20 protein-coding genes are annotated in these 16,913 nt (G+C 38.9%); 10 read left to right on the top strand and 10 right to left on the bottom strand.

From position 1 onward, the window contains the following. Nucleotides 1-250: 250 nt before the first annotated feature. Nucleotides 251-1,141 (top strand): tetratricopeptide repeat protein, encoded by an 891-nt coding sequence (locus SYN7509_RS0201360; protein ID WP_009633800.1) that lies wholly within the window; start codon nucleotides 251-253, stop codon nucleotides 1,139-1,141. A 15-nt stretch (nucleotides 1,142-1,156) separates the two neighbouring features. Here the strand turns inward: SYN7509_RS0201360 and SYN7509_RS0201355 are convergent, their stop codons facing one another. Then, on the bottom strand, nucleotides 1,157-2,506 hold the full coding sequence (locus tag SYN7509_RS0201355; protein ID WP_009633799.1) for a deoxyguanosinetriphosphate triphosphohydrolase: 1,350 nt from the start codon (nucleotides 2,504-2,506) through the stop codon (nucleotides 1,157-1,159). 71 nt (nucleotides 2,507-2,577) lie between these two features. Between SYN7509_RS0201355 and SYN7509_RS0201350 the strand changes: the two genes are divergently transcribed. Continuing rightward, on the top strand, nucleotides 2,578-2,796 hold the full coding sequence (locus SYN7509_RS0201350) for a hypothetical protein (RefSeq protein WP_009633798.1): 219 nt from the start codon (nucleotides 2,578-2,580) through the stop codon (nucleotides 2,794-2,796). Here the strand turns inward: SYN7509_RS0201350 and SYN7509_RS0201345 are convergent. The 4 genes from SYN7509_RS0201345 to SYN7509_RS0201330 form a co-directional block, all read right to left on the bottom strand. Next, on the bottom strand, nucleotides 2,793-3,542 hold the full coding sequence (locus SYN7509_RS0201345; protein WP_009633797.1) for an ABC transporter ATP-binding protein: 750 nt from the start codon (nucleotides 3,540-3,542) through the stop codon (nucleotides 2,793-2,795). The two genes, SYN7509_RS0201350 and SYN7509_RS0201345, sit on opposite strands and share 4 nt — an antisense overlap. An 18-nt stretch (nucleotides 3,543-3,560) precedes the next feature. Beyond that, on the bottom strand, nucleotides 3,561-4,106 hold the full coding sequence (locus SYN7509_RS0201340) for a hypothetical protein (protein WP_009633796.1): 546 nt from the start codon (nucleotides 4,104-4,106) through the stop codon (nucleotides 3,561-3,563). A gap of 31 nt (nucleotides 4,107-4,137) precedes the next feature. Further along, on the bottom strand, nucleotides 4,138-4,635 hold the full coding sequence (locus SYN7509_RS0201335) for a hypothetical protein (RefSeq protein WP_009633795.1): 498 nt from the start codon (nucleotides 4,633-4,635) through the stop codon (nucleotides 4,138-4,140). A 174-nt stretch (nucleotides 4,636-4,809) separates the two neighbouring features. Then, nucleotides 4,810-5,373 (bottom strand): Uma2 family endonuclease, encoded by a 564-nt coding sequence (locus SYN7509_RS0201330; RefSeq protein WP_009633794.1) that lies wholly within the window; start codon nucleotides 5,371-5,373, stop codon nucleotides 4,810-4,812. 162 nt (nucleotides 5,374-5,535) lie between these two features. Here SYN7509_RS0201330 and SYN7509_RS0201325 point away from each other — a divergent pair, with 162 nt between their 5' ends. After that, the gene (locus SYN7509_RS0201325; RefSeq protein WP_009633793.1) at nucleotides 5,536-6,198 is read left to right on the top strand and encodes a type II restriction-modification system restriction endonuclease; all 663 of its coding nucleotides are present in this window, start codon (nucleotides 5,536-5,538) and stop codon (nucleotides 6,196-6,198) included. Then, nucleotides 6,195-7,634, top strand: a complete 1,440-nt coding sequence (locus SYN7509_RS0201320; protein ID WP_009633792.1) for a class I SAM-dependent methyltransferase — start codon at nucleotides 6,195-6,197, stop codon at nucleotides 7,632-7,634. Before SYN7509_RS0201325 ends, SYN7509_RS0201320 begins: the two co-directional genes overlap by 4 nt. A gap of 56 nt (nucleotides 7,635-7,690) precedes the next feature. On the opposite strand, the gene SYN7509_RS24850 is transcribed toward SYN7509_RS0201320, so the two are convergent. From SYN7509_RS24850 to SYN7509_RS0201305, 3 genes are all read right to left on the bottom strand, one after another. Beyond that, nucleotides 7,691-7,951 carry a hypothetical protein gene (locus SYN7509_RS24850; protein WP_227501459.1) on the bottom strand — a complete coding sequence of 87 codons (261 nt, stop codon included), beginning with the start codon at nucleotides 7,949-7,951 and terminating at the stop codon, nucleotides 7,691-7,693. 79 nt (nucleotides 7,952-8,030) lie between these two features. Continuing rightward, on the bottom strand, nucleotides 8,031-8,750 hold the full coding sequence (locus tag SYN7509_RS0201310) for a Rho termination factor N-terminal domain-containing protein (RefSeq protein ID WP_009633791.1): 720 nt from the start codon (nucleotides 8,748-8,750) through the stop codon (nucleotides 8,031-8,033). Continuing rightward, nucleotides 8,747-10,084, bottom strand: a complete 1,338-nt coding sequence (locus tag SYN7509_RS0201305; RefSeq protein ID WP_009633790.1) for an AAA family ATPase — start codon at nucleotides 10,082-10,084, stop codon at nucleotides 8,747-8,749. The genes SYN7509_RS0201310 and SYN7509_RS0201305 overlap by 4 nt, the downstream gene beginning before the upstream one ends. 170 nt (nucleotides 10,085-10,254) lie before the next feature. Here SYN7509_RS0201305 and SYN7509_RS0201295 point away from each other — a divergent pair, with 170 nt between their 5' ends. Further along, nucleotides 10,255-10,830, top strand: coding sequence for a Uma2 family endonuclease (locus tag SYN7509_RS0201295; protein WP_009633789.1), 576 nt, complete (start codon nucleotides 10,255-10,257; stop codon nucleotides 10,828-10,830). Nucleotides 10,831-10,843: 13 nt separating this feature from the next. On the opposite strand, the gene SYN7509_RS0201290 is transcribed toward SYN7509_RS0201295, so the two are convergent. After that, nucleotides 10,844-11,278 (bottom strand): DUF4079 domain-containing protein, encoded by a 435-nt coding sequence (locus SYN7509_RS0201290; RefSeq protein ID WP_071994137.1) that lies wholly within the window; start codon nucleotides 11,276-11,278, stop codon nucleotides 10,844-10,846. Nucleotides 11,279-11,452: 174 nt separating this feature from the next. Continuing rightward, the gene (locus SYN7509_RS24845; protein WP_009633787.1) at nucleotides 11,453-11,791 is read right to left on the bottom strand and encodes a DUF1830 domain-containing protein; all 339 of its coding nucleotides are present in this window, start codon (nucleotides 11,789-11,791) and stop codon (nucleotides 11,453-11,455) included. 479 nt (nucleotides 11,792-12,270) lie between these two features. On the opposite strand from SYN7509_RS24845, the gene SYN7509_RS0201280 reads away from it, so the two are divergent. From SYN7509_RS0201280 to SYN7509_RS0201250, 5 genes are all read left to right on the top strand, one after another. Further along, nucleotides 12,271-13,839 (top strand): photosystem II high light acclimation radical SAM protein, encoded by a 1,569-nt coding sequence (locus tag SYN7509_RS0201280; RefSeq protein ID WP_009633786.1) that lies wholly within the window; start codon nucleotides 12,271-12,273, stop codon nucleotides 13,837-13,839. Nucleotides 13,840-13,882: 43 nt separating this feature from the next. Then, nucleotides 13,883-15,238, top strand: coding sequence for a DICT sensory domain-containing protein (locus SYN7509_RS0201275; protein ID WP_009633785.1), 1,356 nt, complete (start codon nucleotides 13,883-13,885; stop codon nucleotides 15,236-15,238). Next, nucleotides 15,228-15,854, top strand: a complete 627-nt coding sequence (locus SYN7509_RS0201270; protein WP_009633784.1) for a pentapeptide repeat-containing protein — start codon at nucleotides 15,228-15,230, stop codon at nucleotides 15,852-15,854. Before SYN7509_RS0201275 ends, SYN7509_RS0201270 begins: the two co-directional genes overlap by 11 nt. A 265-nt stretch (nucleotides 15,855-16,119) precedes the next feature. Next, nucleotides 16,120-16,455, top strand: coding sequence for a type II toxin-antitoxin system Phd/YefM family antitoxin (locus tag SYN7509_RS28090; protein WP_009633783.1), 336 nt, complete (start codon nucleotides 16,120-16,122; stop codon nucleotides 16,453-16,455). After that, nucleotides 16,445-16,882, top strand: a complete 438-nt coding sequence (locus SYN7509_RS0201250) for a type II toxin-antitoxin system YhaV family toxin (RefSeq protein WP_009633782.1) — start codon at nucleotides 16,445-16,447, stop codon at nucleotides 16,880-16,882. Before SYN7509_RS28090 ends, SYN7509_RS0201250 begins: the two co-directional genes overlap by 11 nt. Nucleotides 16,883-16,913 lie beyond the last annotated feature (31 nt).

Raw genomic sequence — 16,913 nt, 5'->3', positions numbered from 1 at the left:
CTTGTTTAACTACTAACCTGAAACAAGGAAAATTAATTATTAATAGCTCCGTTGCTTTAAATTGGAATAACTTTAAACTTCAATCTCTATACCAAGCCCTAAGTATTAAAAAATAAATTTGTATTACAAAAAGCTCAGACTTGGTTCTATTTATAACTTTGTCTAAAAAATCTGGAATCCCACAACCAGAAATTGTATGATTATATACCAGTAAGCATTTGCTGACTTAACTCTATAAATATAAAAAACTATGAATCGCCTTCAAACTAGCATCTCCATTTTTGGAATTATTGGTATTTTGAGCGGACAACCTGCGGCTATTAGCGCTCAACCACTATCATTGCTGATTACTCAACTAAGCTATAAAGACTACCTTGAGCAAGGAATACAGAAGTACGAAGCACGAAACTATAAAGGCGCGATCGCAGATTTAACCCAAGCAATTCGACTTAATCCCAATTCTGATATCGCCTACGGTTATCGTGGTAACGCTAGAGATGATAATGGCGATCCGACGGGTGCGATCGCTGATTACCAGCAAGCACTAAAAATTAATCCCCAAAATTACACTACTTACTACAACTTAGCTATCACCCACGAAAGGCTAGAAGATTTCAAAGCTGCGATCGCAAATTACACTAAAGCTATTGAGCTAAACCCTAGTTACGCCGCAGCTTACGAAAATCGCGGTAATCTTGTTGATGACCAAGGCGATCCTCAAGCTGCGCTTGCTGACTACAAACAGGCTATACGGCTCGATCCAAAAAATCCTAGTGTTTATTACAACCAAGGTATTACTTACCGTAGAATCAAAGATAATCAAGCGGCGATTTCTAGTTTTAACCAAGCAATAAAACTAAAACCAGATTACTATTCAGCCTATAATAGCCGAGGTAATGCTTTTGCTAGTTTAGGCGATTCGCAAGCAGCCCTTAAAGATTTCGATCGAGCGTTGCAAATCAACCCGAAAGCTGCGGATACTTATTACAATCGAGGTTTGCTGTACATTGAGCTAAAAAACAATCAACTAGCACTCAAAGATTTTCAGCAAGCTGCAAGTCTTTATAAGCAACAAAATCGGACAAAGGATTACCAAGATGCTTTAGAGCAAATCAAAGAACTTCAACAGGAAATACTGTAATTTTTAAGTAAAACTCTACCTCCCGCCGCGAGGTAGAGAAATTCCTTTGATTTTCTTGAATAATGACACGGCAAAAGAATCAGTCATTCCCGCAATATAATCGGTAACTTGTAATATTTTTGTATAGATATCTTCTTGCTCACGAAAGTTGGGAATTAGCTTCTTCATTAGATAGCTTTTTGACAAATTTTCATCACTAATTGCGGCGATAAATTCTTCTAGCAAGCCGCCAATTACCTCATACCCTGCTATTTTTACCTCTACAACTTCGCAAGACTCATAAACATTTTTGCGCGTAATATCAATTATTTCTTTTAGCTTCTCTCCTGATGCTATTTCCGTAGTAAAAGGACTATCAAAAGTTCCATCTAATAATTTATCTTCGTAATCTAAAAATACTTGCTTAACTTCGGTAATTAATTTATGAATTGCTTTAGCACGTAAATACTTAATATTTTCTGTCTCATCAGTTACTATATCTAGCCTTTCGTCTTTTAAAATGTCATGCAACAAAGCAATTGCATCTTGATAAGTAATATATCCCATCTGAAACCCATCTTCCAAATCAACAATGTGATAACATATATCGTCCGCCGCTTCAACTAAAAAAGCTAAAGGATGTCTGCACCACCAAGCCGCTTTTTGATTACGAGGAATTAATCCTACTTCTTTAGCTACTTGAGGAAACAAATCTTTTTCCGATTGAAAAAAGCCATGTTTTTTAGTGCTTTTATTATTATCAATTGCATTATATTTTTTAAATAAGCTACTATTAATTCCTGCTTCTCTAGGGTATTTAGTAAAGGTTGCCAGCATCGCACAGGTAAACTGTAATCCTTTAAGAGAAGGTCTATTTTCTAATTTCACTAAAGTTCTAAAACCTTGAGCGTTACCTTCAAACTTTTTAAAGTCTTCTGTCTGATTGGCGGACAATAAAGATAAAACCTTCTCGGCTTTTGCGCTTTTAAACCATTCTTGAATAGCATCTTCTCCCGCATGACCAAAAGGCGGATTTCCAATATCATGAGCTAAACAAGCCGCCGCCACAATATCGCCAAAATCTCTAGCTTGAAAACTTTGTAACTCTGCGTAATGCCTTTTAATAATTTCGCTACCTACAAGCGTACCTAAAGTACGTCCCACACAAGAAGCTTCTAGGCTATGCGTTAACCTGCTGCGAATATAGTCATTTTCAACTAAAGAAAATACTTGAGTTTTATCTTTAAGTCTTCTAAAGGACGAGGAAAAGATAATTTTATCAAAATCTTTTTCAAAAACCGTCCGTCCAGCATCGGGAATATTTGGTACAGCTTCTACCAAGCGGCTACTAGATAAAAGCTTGTGCCATTGCATTGTTGAATCCATAATTTATGCTCAACAGCTAAGGCGAAGTCTTATCTTTAATAGTAGTAGAGTTTTGCATAGAGAGAATATCAATGCCTGTTGAACTAATCATTTTAATAGCAGCTTTGGTTGTATCTTGGCTAGTTTTTACAGCGCTAATTAAGATTGTCAAGACAACAGCTACTACAGCGATCGCAATTACCGCAATTATCCTAGCATTGCAATTAGTATTTGGTATCGGTTATCAAGACCTATGGCAACAAATAACCCAGCTACCACAAATAGTCTGGAATCTTGTTACTGGCGGCTAATTCCAGTCTTCGGCGGCTTTCATTTCTGTTTGTACTAAGTTCTGTTTTAATTTAATCCAGTCAAGGTCTGGCGTGTTGGGTAAATCGTGAATCAATTGCCCATTTTCCAAGTATAAAAGACGCTGACAGAAAGCTTGAGCTAGTTCTAATTGGTGATTTACCATCACAATTGTAGTTTCACCCGCCGCCGCTAAATTGGTCAATACTTGCAATAATTGAGAAGCTCTACCCGCATCCAAAGCTGAAGTTGGCTCATCTAATAACAAGATTTTGGGCTGAATTACCAAAGCACGAGCGATCGCAACTGTTTGTCTCTGTCCTACTGAAAGTTGCACCTCTGTCCGCTCTAGCCAATCGTTGGGGATGTGCAAGCGATCGCTCCAATATAGTATTCTTTGCCCAATCTGCGCCTTGTCTAATCCCCGTAAACTAAGGGGATATGCTAAAGCTTCTTTTACAGTCATTCCTAGCAATTTAGATTCTTGTTGCACTAGAACAATTTGTTGGCGCAATTGAATAACTGGAATACTGCGATAATCTTGACCTTCTAAGTAAATTGTCCCCGTACTCGGTTCGCTGAGACGATTTAGCAACCTTAACAAAGAAGTTTTACCCGCACCCGAAGCACCAATTAAACAAATAAGTTCGGTTTTAGCAATTTCAAAGGAAACATCTTTGAGTAAGTATTGAGAACCTACAGGTGTTGATAGGCTAACTTTATCTAAACGTAGTTGTGCTGTTTGCACGGATGACTCGCAAATAATTTAGGTTAATTTTCCCAGAGCGATCGCATTGGTAATTGTCCAAGCATCTACCAACAATAGCAGCAGCGTAAAAGTTAGCAAAATTAGATACATCCAAGGTTGCGCCAAAGGTTTAACATCGGTGGTATCAATGCCTGTTTTTTCCTCTACTTCCTTCACCAATCTAGCAAAACCAGCAACGCGCATGGGGAGCAAATAGCCTTGACCATCATTACTGAGAAAATAGTAAACTAATCCACCTTGTCCTGTAGTGCGCGGTTTTAACTCCTTAATATCTGACCAATCTAAAGACCAGCCTTTGCGGAAAAAATGAGGAACCCAATTAGGATAAGTTACATCAATAGTGCGATCGCTTAAAACTACTCTTTCACTAAGGGCAGCATATAGCGCGATCGCACCTAAGCCGATTCCTACCCACAATAATGCAGGCGGTATCGGCGAACTTGTAACTTGCGATAAAAAAGGCAAGGGCGCAGTCAAAGCCGTATAGAGACTTAAAAGCGTAATCCTAATTAAAGGAGACAGACGGAAAATAGTTGGATTCACAAGGACAAAAAATTATTTTAATACTAACTACTTAGTCTATATAGTCGGTGATAATTTGTTGCTCTGGTGGTCGATTTGTAGCGATAGGACGACTACCATCTTCTTCTAAAGTGCTTTCGATTTGAAAGTCACTTTTACCAATGGGGCGATCGCCATCTTCATTATAGGTTGAAGCTATTTCAAGGTGACTAGAATCAATGGGGCGGTTTCCGTCTTCGTGTAAAGTATGCTCATAATCAAGATTACTAGCACCAATCGGACGTTCGCCATCTTCGTAAAAAGATGATTTTGCTTGTACTTCCCCGGCGGTAATTGGGCGATCGCCGTCTATATCAAGCATTCCCACAATCTCTAGGTTGTTAGGGTCGAGAGGGCGAACACCTGCTATATCAAAGGTTTTGGAAGATTTATCTTTATCTTGTACTTCACTTTTGCTATCTTTGTTTGCAGCTTTGCTTTTATTACTTTTGCTTGTAGCTTCATTTTTGCTATCTTTGTTTGCAGCTTTGCTTTTATTATCTTTGCTCATTTTTTTAGAAAAAATACATTTGAAAAGTATCTTAGCTAGGAATGAATGCCCAAACATCCTACAAAAAGAGGAGATAACAGTTTTTTCCTTCAATAAATCTTCCAAAGACTTAAACTTTAGGTAAAATAAAAAAGAAATTTAGTGAAAAAGTTTATTAAAGTACCTATCTCTGCGTTACTCGCGCAACCAAGCAAATAAGCGCTCTACAGTTAGACTTAATTCGTTGGCAAAAGATGGTACAGGTAGCTTATCTTCTGAGTTTTCAAATACTTCCAGTTGCTGATTGGGCGCGTATACAAACACAGATTGCTCCAATGGATCTATTAGCCAACCCAATTGAGTGTTGTATTTGAGACAGTGCAAAATATTTTTAGTAACTTTAGTTTGGCTTTGGTCTGGGGAGAGAATCTCAATCGTCCAATCTGGTGCTAGGGGAAAAACGTTAGCAACTTCGTTATTTTCGTCGCGCGGTATTCTATCCCACACAAATACTGATACATCGGGAACAGTTGACCTACCACCAAATGTACAACGCAACTCTAAAAAAGCTCTAGCAATGCCTTGAGATTTTACAGTTTGATTAATACAGGATACTAATTCGCCCCTAATTGCGCTATTTTTTCCTTGAGGCACGGGTTTTTGGATAATTTGATTATCAATATACTCGCTGGCTGGCTTTGTTTCCGGTAATTGCAAAAAGTCGTCCAACGTTGGCGATTTGCTGGGAAAATGTACCATTTCAACCTTTTTGAGGATAAATTTTTGTTAATTTAGCAAATTCTTTAGTTTAGGCGATCGCAATTTTGCTTGTTTCTGTCTGTAAATGAAGGCTTATTGCCATAGTTAATACATAGTTATTGCTCTAAAATATGAAACTTGCCAATAAGATTTGCTGCAACCATGACAATTTTGACTATAGAAACCCTTTGCGCTGAAGCTTCAATATTTTCAGCAACCGAGTCTGTACACCCAGAACCCTTATTATACGGTGTTACTGATGGGAAAGCTGTGGGAACGTATTTAGAACAAAAATTTAGGCTATATCTCAAAAATCGGTATGATTTTATAGAAGGAAACTCCGCAAGTGGCATTGACTTTCCAGGACTACTTATTGACATTAAAGTAACAAGTATTAAGCAACCGCAGTCCTCATGTCCTTTTAAATCTGGGCGACAAAAGATTTTTGGTCTTGGGTATGGGTTAATTATTTTTGTTTACGATAAGAGGGATGACAGCACGAATCGAACAGCAAATTTGAAGATTTTACATACAATTTATGTAAGTGCAGAAAAAACTGCTGATTTTCAAATGACTCGTGGAATTCGCAGCATCTTAGAAAATGACGGGAATAAAGATGATTTGATTGCTTTTATACTAGACCGAAATCTGCCTGTTGATGAAATTGAAGCATCTAACATTGCTGATGCAATCCTTCAAAAAACTCCTGTACAAGGATTTTTAGCTATCTCTAATGCTTTGCAATGGCGACTTCAGTACAGCAGAGTTATTGAATATGCTGGAAAACAAGAAGGCATAAATGCTATTTACAAGGCTCAACCATGATTCATAATACCCATACAAAATTAGAATATGGAGATTTTCAAACACCCTTAGAACTTGCAGAGAAGATATGTCAGCAGTTAATAGAAATTGGGGTTAATCCTAATGTCATCGTTGAGCCAACTTGTGGGGTAGGTAATTTTATTAAAGCTTCCTCCTGTCTGTTTCCGTTGGTAGATAAAATTATTGGAGTTGAAATAAATCAATATTATCTACAAGAAGTTCTAACAAAGAGACAATTGTTGTACAGAAAAATTGAGCTTCATCATGCGGATTTTTTTCAATTTGATTGGTTATCGCATATAAATCGATTAAACGGTAGAGTTTTGATACTGGGTAATTTTCCTTGGGTAACAAACTCACAACAAGGAAATATTGGCGGAAAAAATTTACCAAAAAAAACTAACTTTCAAAACCATAGCGGCTTGGATGCAATTACAGGTAAAAGCAACTTTGATATATCAGAGTGGATGCTGATTCAGGTTGTCCAATGGTTGCAAGGACGCGATGCTTACTTAGCGATGCTTTGTAAAACTTCAGTTTCCAGAAAAATCTTGACTTATTTATATTCTAATAATCTTAATATTGCTGAATGTGCAACTTACAAGATAGAAACCAAAAAATATTTTGATGCCGACGTTGAAGCCTGTTTGTTATTTTGCAAGTTTGATGCAAGTTCAAAGAATTATTTTTGTAATGTATTTAGTGCTTTAGCGAGTTCAGAACATTACAAAATAAGTTATAAAAACAATGTTCTGATTAAAGATATAGCTACTTTTGAAAACCTCAAAAAGTTTCACACTCTGAGTAACGGGATAAAATGGAGGTCTGGCATCAAACACGATTGCTCAAATGTGATGGAGTTTCGCAAGCAGCTTGACAATACTATTACAAATGGACTAGGAGAATCTGTTGATATTGAAGGAAATTATCTTTTTCCTTTAATTAAAGGCTCTGACGTTGCTCAAAATAGAACTAATAATCCAGATAAATATGTTTTGGTTACGCAAAGATTTGTGGGTGAATCAACGGAATGTATCAAAGATTTAGCCCCTAAAACCTGGAAATATTTAGAATCTCACGCAAATTACTTAGACAACAGAAAAAGCAAGATATACAAAAACAATCCTAAGTTTTCTATATTTGGTGTTGGTAATTATACTTTTACTACTTGGAAAATTGGAATTTGTGGACTTTATAAAAAATTAGAGTTTAGATTAATTGGTTTGCTTGATGATAAGCCTGCAATTTTTGATGATACTGTTTACTTTCTTAGTTTTGATGATGAGAAAATTGCTCACCAAACTTTTGACCTTTTGACCTCTCCATTAGTAATAGATTTTTATTCTTCGCTAATTTTTTGGGATGAAAAGCGCCCAATTAAGTCAAGTATTTTGAATAGCTTAAACCTGACAGCCTTGTTAGCAGCAAAACTTTAGCATGAAAGTCATAATCAGAGCGATCGCACTTCACCGTAACAGAACTGCTCTTACTCTCATCTTAAAGGCGATCGCACTGTAGAAATTTGAATGACAATCCCACCAAATCGAGCCTCATCCGCCCAGCATTTTTTGCCTTCGATGTAACAAATATGGCTGAGGTAATCGGCTTTAGTATCTGCTACAATCGCCCCAAAACCACCACTGATTGACTGGTTGAAGAAAACTAACTTTTGACCTTCAGCATTACAGACTTTGCGATCGCAATCTTGACAAACTGCAAGCGGGTATTCCAGTGAGGGACAGGATTTGAGCAAATTGGACAGGGATGAGAGGGTAATGTTTCACTCATAATTTATTCTCTAGTCAATTTGCGATCGCATTAAATTTGATGATTTAACTCAATGCTGCAATAAGCTCATCTTTTTTTATCTTACTAGGGATAGTCATTCCTCTTGCTTTTGCTATTTTCTTAAGTTCAGCTACTGTCATTGTTTTAAAACTGCCTCCATCGTTGGTTTTATCTGACATTTTTTTATCAACATCTACTTTGGGCGGTTTTTCTGGTACTGGTTCAGGTTTTACATAAAACACCTGCTTTAAAGCTTCAAGTTTTGCCCCTTTAGTAATTCCGCACTTCATTTTTATAATTGGATCGAAATTTTGCCAATATTGACGGGGAGCTTCATCAATTCGGTTGGCTGCAACAGCAAGTTTAACTGTCTTAAGGGCGCTTCCAGGTTGCTCAATTAAGTATTGCAATGCTGCGACAATTTCCTCTCTAGAGGCGGTAGAAAGATTAATTTTTGGGGTTTTTTCCTGGGCGAGAACTTGAGTAACTTCCGCCGTATCATCACTATTATCAGCAATGATACACCAAACCCTATCTAAGCCAGCTTCTTTAGCAACTGCATAAATAAAAGAGTTGGCAATCACTTCGTATTTATCTTTGCCTGTTTCTTTGACAAGTAAGGGAATCCAATTGCGATCGCCTTTTTCTTTGAGCAAACGTGCAGACGCTTTAATCAAAAACTCAGGAGCATCAGTCTTTTCTCCAGGACTAATATCATCTAAATATATGTGCATTAGATTCCCAATATCGCTGAGATTATTCATTGTAAAAAATACTCCTTAGCTAAATTTTTGTAATACTCATGAGCAGTCCTATCTCGATATACCGCAGGAATACGAGCGAAAGCTGAACTTGCTATGTTGGCATAACTTGGTACTTGATGAATATGCAAATCTTTCCTCGCATCTGTGTATTTAGGATAAAAATAAGGTAGTAAATTAAATTTTTCCTTCTCCCTTTTAGCAGTTTTGATGATGTTGATAAGTTCCTGTTGAGCAACTGCTAACTGAGGGGGTGTAATCTTTTCGCCATTGAAAAAGATTGGTAGTGCGATAGGACTGCCATCAAGCTTTGCAGCTTGTACTTCAGGAATAAATTTTTTGATTGCTGTAGCTGCATTTTCTAGAGAGAAAAGATTGTTGTGCTTTGTAGGAATAAGAATGGCATCAGCCGCATATAAAGCTAACTGGCTAAATACTCGCCAGTTTGGAGGCGAATCTATCAAAATATAATCATACTCTTGCCTTAAAGATTCTAACTTGCGATAAAGAGTATTTAGCTTCAAATGATTGCGTAACTTATCCTCAGTTTCTTCAGCTAACCTCTTATCTGCTGGAATTACATCAAATCTAAGCTCCAAATTTCCTTTTTTGAAAATATACGGATGTATAACATCTTGAAGTTCTATATCTCTCTCAATAAGAGCTTTGTAAAAATTATCAGGACTCAAGGGCAGACCGAGAGAATTTGTCAAATCTTGCTGATTTGGATCAAAATCAACAGTTAAAACTTTCTTGCCTAAAAAAGCTAAAATTCCAGCTAGATTCACTGTTGTAGTTGTTTTGCCTACCCCTCCTTTATTGTTATAAACTGCTATTGTTAATGCTTTAGCTGGCTTGTCGATCTTTTTGTGAATTGAGGCAATAACTTCATCAATATTTGCCTCATTAAGTGCAATACACTGAGTTGCTGGGAAAATTACCTTTCCGTGCTTTCTAAATAGTTGAATGTGACAAGAATTAGTAATAATGCCCCACTGTGAATTATTGCAATTGGAGTCAAGTAAATATCCTTTTAATTGATTAACTGTTTTGTGATATTGTACAGTGTCATTACATAAATTTATGTCTCTACCTTTCAACTCTACAAGTAAGTATGGATTAGATTTAGTATGTATAAAAACATCATCTCCAATAGTCTTTCTGGCAGCATAATCGACGGGTTTACGACCAGTATTATATTGTGGGTGAATTTCTTCAGGCTGAAATCCTAATTCTCTCAGTAAGTGAGTCGCAAAAAGACTATCAACAATTGCTTCTGGTGCATTTTCGGGCAGACTTCGCAGAGCGGATTGAAGTTTTGTAGTGGTCATACTCATAATGTAATGCAACTTTCAGCAATGTTCGATTTTAGTGTTCCCATTTAGAAACAACTAATTACTATATTTGTAATTATCTTTGCGCCAATTGTAATTTTGCGGATATGCGCCCCTAGCAAAGCAAACTTTGGTGCTACTTTACGAGTAATGCGATCGCACTTCACCATAATATGACCGCCCTAATCCTCAACTTAAGTCCCACAATTGAGCTAACCGACGAGCAGTTTTTCCAACTGTGTCAGCACAATCAAGATTTGCGAATTGAGCGCACAGCACAGGGAGAATTAATAATTATGCCACCGACAGGATGGGGAAGCGGAAACCGTAACGGGAGACTAAACCAGCAATTATTTAATTGGACAGATATTGATGGAACAGGAATAGCTTTTGATTCTTCCACCGGCTACAAACTCCCTAATGGTGCAAATCGCTCTCCTGATGCCTCCTGGATAAGCCGAGAGCGCTTAGAAGCATTAAACCCAGATCCAGCGAAATTTATGCCCATGTCTCCTGACTTTGCTGTAGAGTTGCGCTCTGCAACCGATAGTTTGCGACTTCTACAACAAAAAATGCAAGAATATCTTGATTGTGGGGTGCGTTTAGGTTGGCTAATCGATCCGCATAATCAGCAAGTAGAAATTTATCGCTTAGGACAAAATGTAGAGGTGTTAAAGTCGCCGTCTAGCTTGTCAGGGGAAGATGTATTACCGGAATTTGTTCTAGATTTGACTGGAATTTTGGATTAAACCAACTCCAAATTTAAGGTAAATATTTCTGTACAACGCTCCAACCCGTCCACGATACCCAAACTAATCCAGCAAATAAAGTAATATTTGTCCCAATGTGAACTCCCCACGCCCAAGGTTTGACATGAATTAATGTTGCGCTTGCACCTGAAAGTAAAACTAGCCCAACCACTACTAAACCCGCTACATAGTGGGATGAATGACCTAAAGAGCCAAAATGTCCTAAAGTACCAACAATTCCGATCGCCAGCAATAGTAATACTAAACCAACTAAACTAGCACCCAGTACATAATGCAAAAACTTTAACCAACTTGGTTGAGTTTTAGATTTGGTTCTAGTTCCAAACATCCAAACCCCTGTCACCGCTAGTAGTAAATAAGCTAGGACAGAAAAACCCATTGACCAGGCGGCTATTTTCCACAACCAAATAAACGAAGGTAAATTCAACCCTAGTAACCCAATTAAAATCTAAGCGCGGTGTATTCTAATAGCTACGTTACCTCACTTTTCAGTTTTGTAAATTATCTTTTCTTAAAAGCAGATTTTAAAAAAGCACCGAACGGGTAACTAAATTTAGCTACCCGCAAACAATTTATGGGATTTTCTCATGTTTGGAAGTTTTTAAGAAACGGCTGCGGTCAAACTTTCATTTGCGGCTTCTGCGGCTTGCGCGTCTAATTGCTTCATAAAAGCACTGCTACTTTCTTCATCCATTGCCAAGCGATCGCACGGAATATTATCTGACAAAATCGAACTTGCCATCATCCCTGTATGAATCTCTAACACTGCTTGGGATGGCGCTTCAAATACTAGCCGTTGTCCGGGAAAAACTACCCGCTCAAAATACCAATTTCCTGTGTTAGAACTACGAGCTATTTGAATTTTGCTAGTAGCATTCACGTAGCAGCAGACAATACGGTTAGATTCATCCGATGGTATGGGATCGATTATTTGAGCCATAACTGCTAATGAGCTTTTACGCCACTTCCTAAAACTACCTTTTAACGCTAACACTGGCGATCCCCACCTGTTGTAACCTCCACTACCATCTAACTATTTTTTAACGATCTACTTCTTAAGATAGAGAGACAGAATGTAAATACTACATTAAGCTTTCGCAAATTCAGCAATAGATAATTGACTAATTAAAGACTCGGTGTTAAGCGGTGAAAGAAAAATTTGTTTTCTGGCAAATTCTTAGAAAAATTCACCCAAAATCCTCCCTCAGCTAAGTAAAGTAGGTGTTATCGTAAAGTTATATGAATAAACTTCATAAAACCTGGTAAGTTAAGGAGCATTTTCCTTAGCTTACAAAAATAAAAGTATAAATAAAATCTGGAAACCAGCAGAGAATTGGGCAAAAAAGCAATCTGGTTAAAAAAGAGTGTATTGCTGGTTACAGATGGAACTTAGGACTAGATAGAAGTTAAAAAACCATAATGGAAAACCGTATTCTCTACGTTCGCCTTCCGTGCAATCCTATTTTTCCCATTGGGGTTGTCTATTTAGCTGATGGCGTACACAAGCAATTTCCCGAAGCCCGTCAGCGTATTTTTGACTTGGGGGTTGTACCGCCCTTAGATTTTAATACGGCTCTAGATGAGTGTGTAGACGAGTTTCAGCCCACATTATTAGTATTTTCTTGGCGAGACATTCAAATTTACGCACCAGTAGGGGGGCGAGGCGGAAATCCTTTACAAAATGCTTTTGAATTTTACTATGCCAGCAATCCATTAATTAAGCTACGGGGAGCTTTTGGGGGATTAAGATTAGCCGCTTCTTACTATACAGAACTGTGGCGCAATCAAGGATTAATTTCAAGAGGATTAAAACGCGCTCGAAAGTATCACAAAGATGCTCGTGTGGTAGTTGGTGGGGGTGCAGTTAGTGTATTTTACGAACAGTTGGGTAATAAGTTGCCCAAGGGAACGATTGTCTCGGTGGGTGAAGGAGAGACACTGTTAGAAAAGCTAATTAAAGGGGAAGACTTAAAGAGCGAACGGTGTTATGTAGTGGGAGAAGAAAAACCACGCGATCGCCTAATTCACGAACAACCCACCCCAATTGAAAAAACCGCCTGTAATTACGACTATATAGAAAGCATTTGGACAGAATTTCAATACTACTTGCAATCGTCAGACTTTTATATCGGCGTACAAACTAAACGTGGATGTCCTCACAACTGCTGTTACTGCGTTTATACCGTAGTAGAAGGCAAACAAGTACGCATCAATCCCGCCGATGAAGTGGTAGCTGAGATGCGGCAATTATACGATCGCGGCATTCGCAATTTTTGGTTTACCGACGCGCAATTTATCCCCGCTAAACGCTATATGGATGATGCGGTAGAGTTGCTGCAAAAAATTATCGATTCCGGGATGAAAGATATTCATTGGGCGGCTTATATTCGCGCCGACAACTTAACCCCTGAGCTATGCGACTTGATGGCTAAAACCGGGATGAATTACTTTGAAATCGGCATAACTAGCGGTTCTCAAGAGTTAGTCCGTAAAATGCGAATGGGTTACAATTTGCGGACAGTTTTAGAAAATTGCCGCGACCTTAAAACCGCAGGTTTCAACGATTTAGTCTCCGTCAATTATTCCTTCAACGTCATTGACGAACGCCCCGAAACCATCCGCCAAACCATCGCCTACCACCGAGAATTAGAAAAAATCTTTGGTGCGGATAAAGTAGAGCCAGCTATATTCTTTATTGGATTGCAACCTCATACTCACCTAGAAGACTATGCCCTTAAAAAAGGTGTACTTGAGCCAGGTTACGATCCTATGAGCTTAATGCCTTGGACAGCCAAAAAACTCTTGTGGAATCCCGAACCATTAGGATCTTTTTTTGGTGAAGTTTGCTTGCAAGCATGGCGGCAAAACCCCAATGACTTCGGGCGCGAAGTTATGAATATACTAGAGGAAAAACTAGGAAAATCTGAGCTAGAAGAAGCTCTCAGCGCTCCCATAGCCAATGATAAACAGTTAGTTACAGCATCATAAATAGTTTTTTTGTTCTCGGCGGTTAGTTTAATAAATTCCTAATATGTTACAAGGTTCGATTTTACAATTGTTAGCAGCAGCCCACGCTGAAAAAAGACCCCTGAATTTTGGGGTTTACTACAAAAATACCCTAGTTGCTCTCTGTCACGCCTTAGAAGACTGTATTTTAAGCTGTAGCTCTCCTCCCTTGGTAGTTACCGCCTTTCAACGGGGTAAATGGTATCTCCAAGAAGCGGATAGATACAACGAATTAGCCCAAAAATCTCGGCAAGTGGCAATAATGGCGGCTCCTGACGCGGGATTTACCGAACATCCCACAAGCCAATTGCCGAATGTAGATGTATTAGGATTAGAACCAAGAGACCCCGTAGCGCAAGAATGGCACTTAATGATTTTGGGTTCTAGCTATACAGCAATGGTACTGTGTCAAGAACTATCAGAGGCAGACTACGGAGCAGCCGGAAAACCAAAAACCGACTTAGAACGGAAATTTTACGGATTTTGGACGTTTGAGCCTGTATTAGTGCAAGAAACGGTGGAAATTGCGATCGCCCACATCCAAACCTACAACCCAGAACTCGCCCAGAAACTAACTAACCAAGTAAAAGAAATAGTTGCTGCTACTCCAAATACTGAACCCGACGACTTAGGCTCGATTGTTTCCCGTGTCGTCGATTATTTGCACGCCAGCGAACTAGAAGGCAACCCAGAAGAGCATCACAAAGCCCTAGATAACAACTTAGTTTCTAACGAACTTCAGGCATTTTTGCGTTTAGCGCAACTAATAGATAATGCCGATACTACTAACCAAATGGCCGCCGCCGAAGTCGCCGCTTTAGCTGAAACGGTTGGACAAATGATGGATTTACCAGCATGGCAGTTAAAACGCTTGCGTCTTGCTGGATTGCTACACAGGGTTGCACCTTGTACGGTGAGTGTTGAGTATGGAGAAGCGCCTAGTTGTCCTTTAATGCCCGCCGCGCAGATATTACGGGTTATGCCTCGAATGAGTGCGATCGCTCGTATTATCACTCATCAAAACGAATTGTGGAATGGTTTAGGACAACCGGGAGGTTTTGCCGGGGAGGAGATACCCCTAGAATCAAGGATTTTAGGTTTAGTTACCGCCTTTCAAAAGCGCGTAACTCAACTACAAGCATCCCACCATAGCGGCGATTCGGTACTAATGCAAGTATTAGCAGAGTTTAGAGCCAAGCAAGGAGAACATTGGGAGCCAAAGCTAGTAGATACTTTAGAACTATTAGTAATGGGACTACAACAAGGTATGAATTTACCTGTTGCTCTACCTAAAATTAGCGCCGGAATGTGGTTAATTGATGCTCAAGGTACGGATGTGCCAAATATTAACGATAAGAGAGTGATAAGCAGTGGATATTGAAGCCATCCGTAAAGGAAAAATTGTACATTTACCAGGAGCTAATTTAGAAGATGAAGATTTTTCTAATTTGGATCTTACGGGAATCAATCTAGCTGGTGCTAATTTAGTTGGGGTCAATTTTTCTGGTTCAAAACTAGAAAGAGCGCGTTTAGACGGAGCAAATTTACTGGGAAGTCAGCTTTTAGGTTCTGACTTAAGAGCAAATTTGTTAGGGGCAAATTTGATGCAAGCAGACTTAAGCGGCGCAGATTTGCGCGGTAGCAACTTAAGAGGGGCGAATCTGATGGGGGCGAAATTAACACAAACCTCTTTTGCTGGTGCTTTTTTAAGTGGTGCTAATTTAATGAGTGTCAATTTGCAAGGTGTAGACTTGCGGGGCGCAGATTTGCGCGGAGTCAACCTGAGTGGGGCAAATTTACAAGGAGCAAACCTTAGTCAGGCTGATTTGCAAGGAGCATTGTTGCAGGAAGCCAATTTAGAAGAAGCCGATTTACGCAATGCTAATTTATCCGGGGCAAATTTAACCGGAGCTAATTTATTATGTGCGGAGTTGGAAGGAACTAATTTAGCAGGAGTCAATCTTACAGGCGCTTGTTTAGTCGGTACTGTCGCTTAAATAAAAAATAACTAGCCCTCTTCCGTCAGACTCAGAAAACTCTGGTCATTTCTGAATCCTTCAGAAAGCAATAGCTCCAACTCTTTCACCCCAAGTCTTATTTTGGAAAGTGACAGAAGAAGGATATATAGGCGAAATTCTTAGATCCATGATATACATGAGAAACAGGTAAATTACACAATTTGTACATTCGCAAAGATTGCTTTGCAAAGGAAGATTTACCCCGCAAACGTCGCGCCCTATTGGAAAAACAAAAAGCGATCGCATGATTAGAACTAATCTTAATGAAGCTCGTGATAATCTGTCGGACTTAGTCGAGCGTGTAGGTTATGGTCAAGAGCGAATAATGCTTGAGCAACATGGAAAGCCAGTAGCAGTAATAGTTAGTCTTGAGGATATTAATCGCCTAGAAGCTTTTGAAGATGCTAATGCCTCTGCTCTGCGTAAGCTTAAGCAAGAAAAAGATGAACTTATGCTCTCGCTGTTTCTAGATTTGCTAATGAATAAGGCTTTACAAAATTCTGAGGAATTGGAAAGTTACACAGAAGATATGGCATCTGAAGATGACGAATTGATTGCAGGAGTGGTACTTGATTCGTAATGGGTGGCAGATTTACTTCATTAAACGGCTATTTGGCAAACAGCGCCGTGATTTACAAGCAGAAGTTCGCCGCCTGAAACAGACTTTGCCTCCTGAAGACTACTTGAGTCACAGTGTAGTAAAACTTTATACAGCAATTATGGTTGCCATCAAAGAAAGAATTCCTGAAGATCCTTTCGCTGAATATTTTGCTTTATCTGGTCCACTCAAGAAGTACGGGCGAGTCAAAAAAATGGGACTGCCTGAGCGCTACCGCCTTTTCTTTCGTGCTTTGCCAAATCAAAAAGCAATCTTCATTCTTTGGCTAGGCTACCCCCGCAAAGCCGGAGATAAAAACGATTGCTATAAAGCCTTTACCAAAATGGTTGAGCAAGGCGACTATCCAGATTCTCTTGACGAGTTGCTATTGTTGAGCGACGAAGATTAACTGAAGCAGATGTAGCATTGATGGTGAAGTG

This window comes from Synechocystis sp. PCC 7509 (assembly GCF_000332075.2).
Lineage (GTDB): Bacteria > Cyanobacteriota > Cyanobacteriia > Cyanobacteriales > Chroococcidiopsidaceae > Aliterella.
The sequence above is the reverse complement of the archived record's forward strand: the minus strand, read 5'-3'. Positions and strand labels throughout refer to the sequence as shown.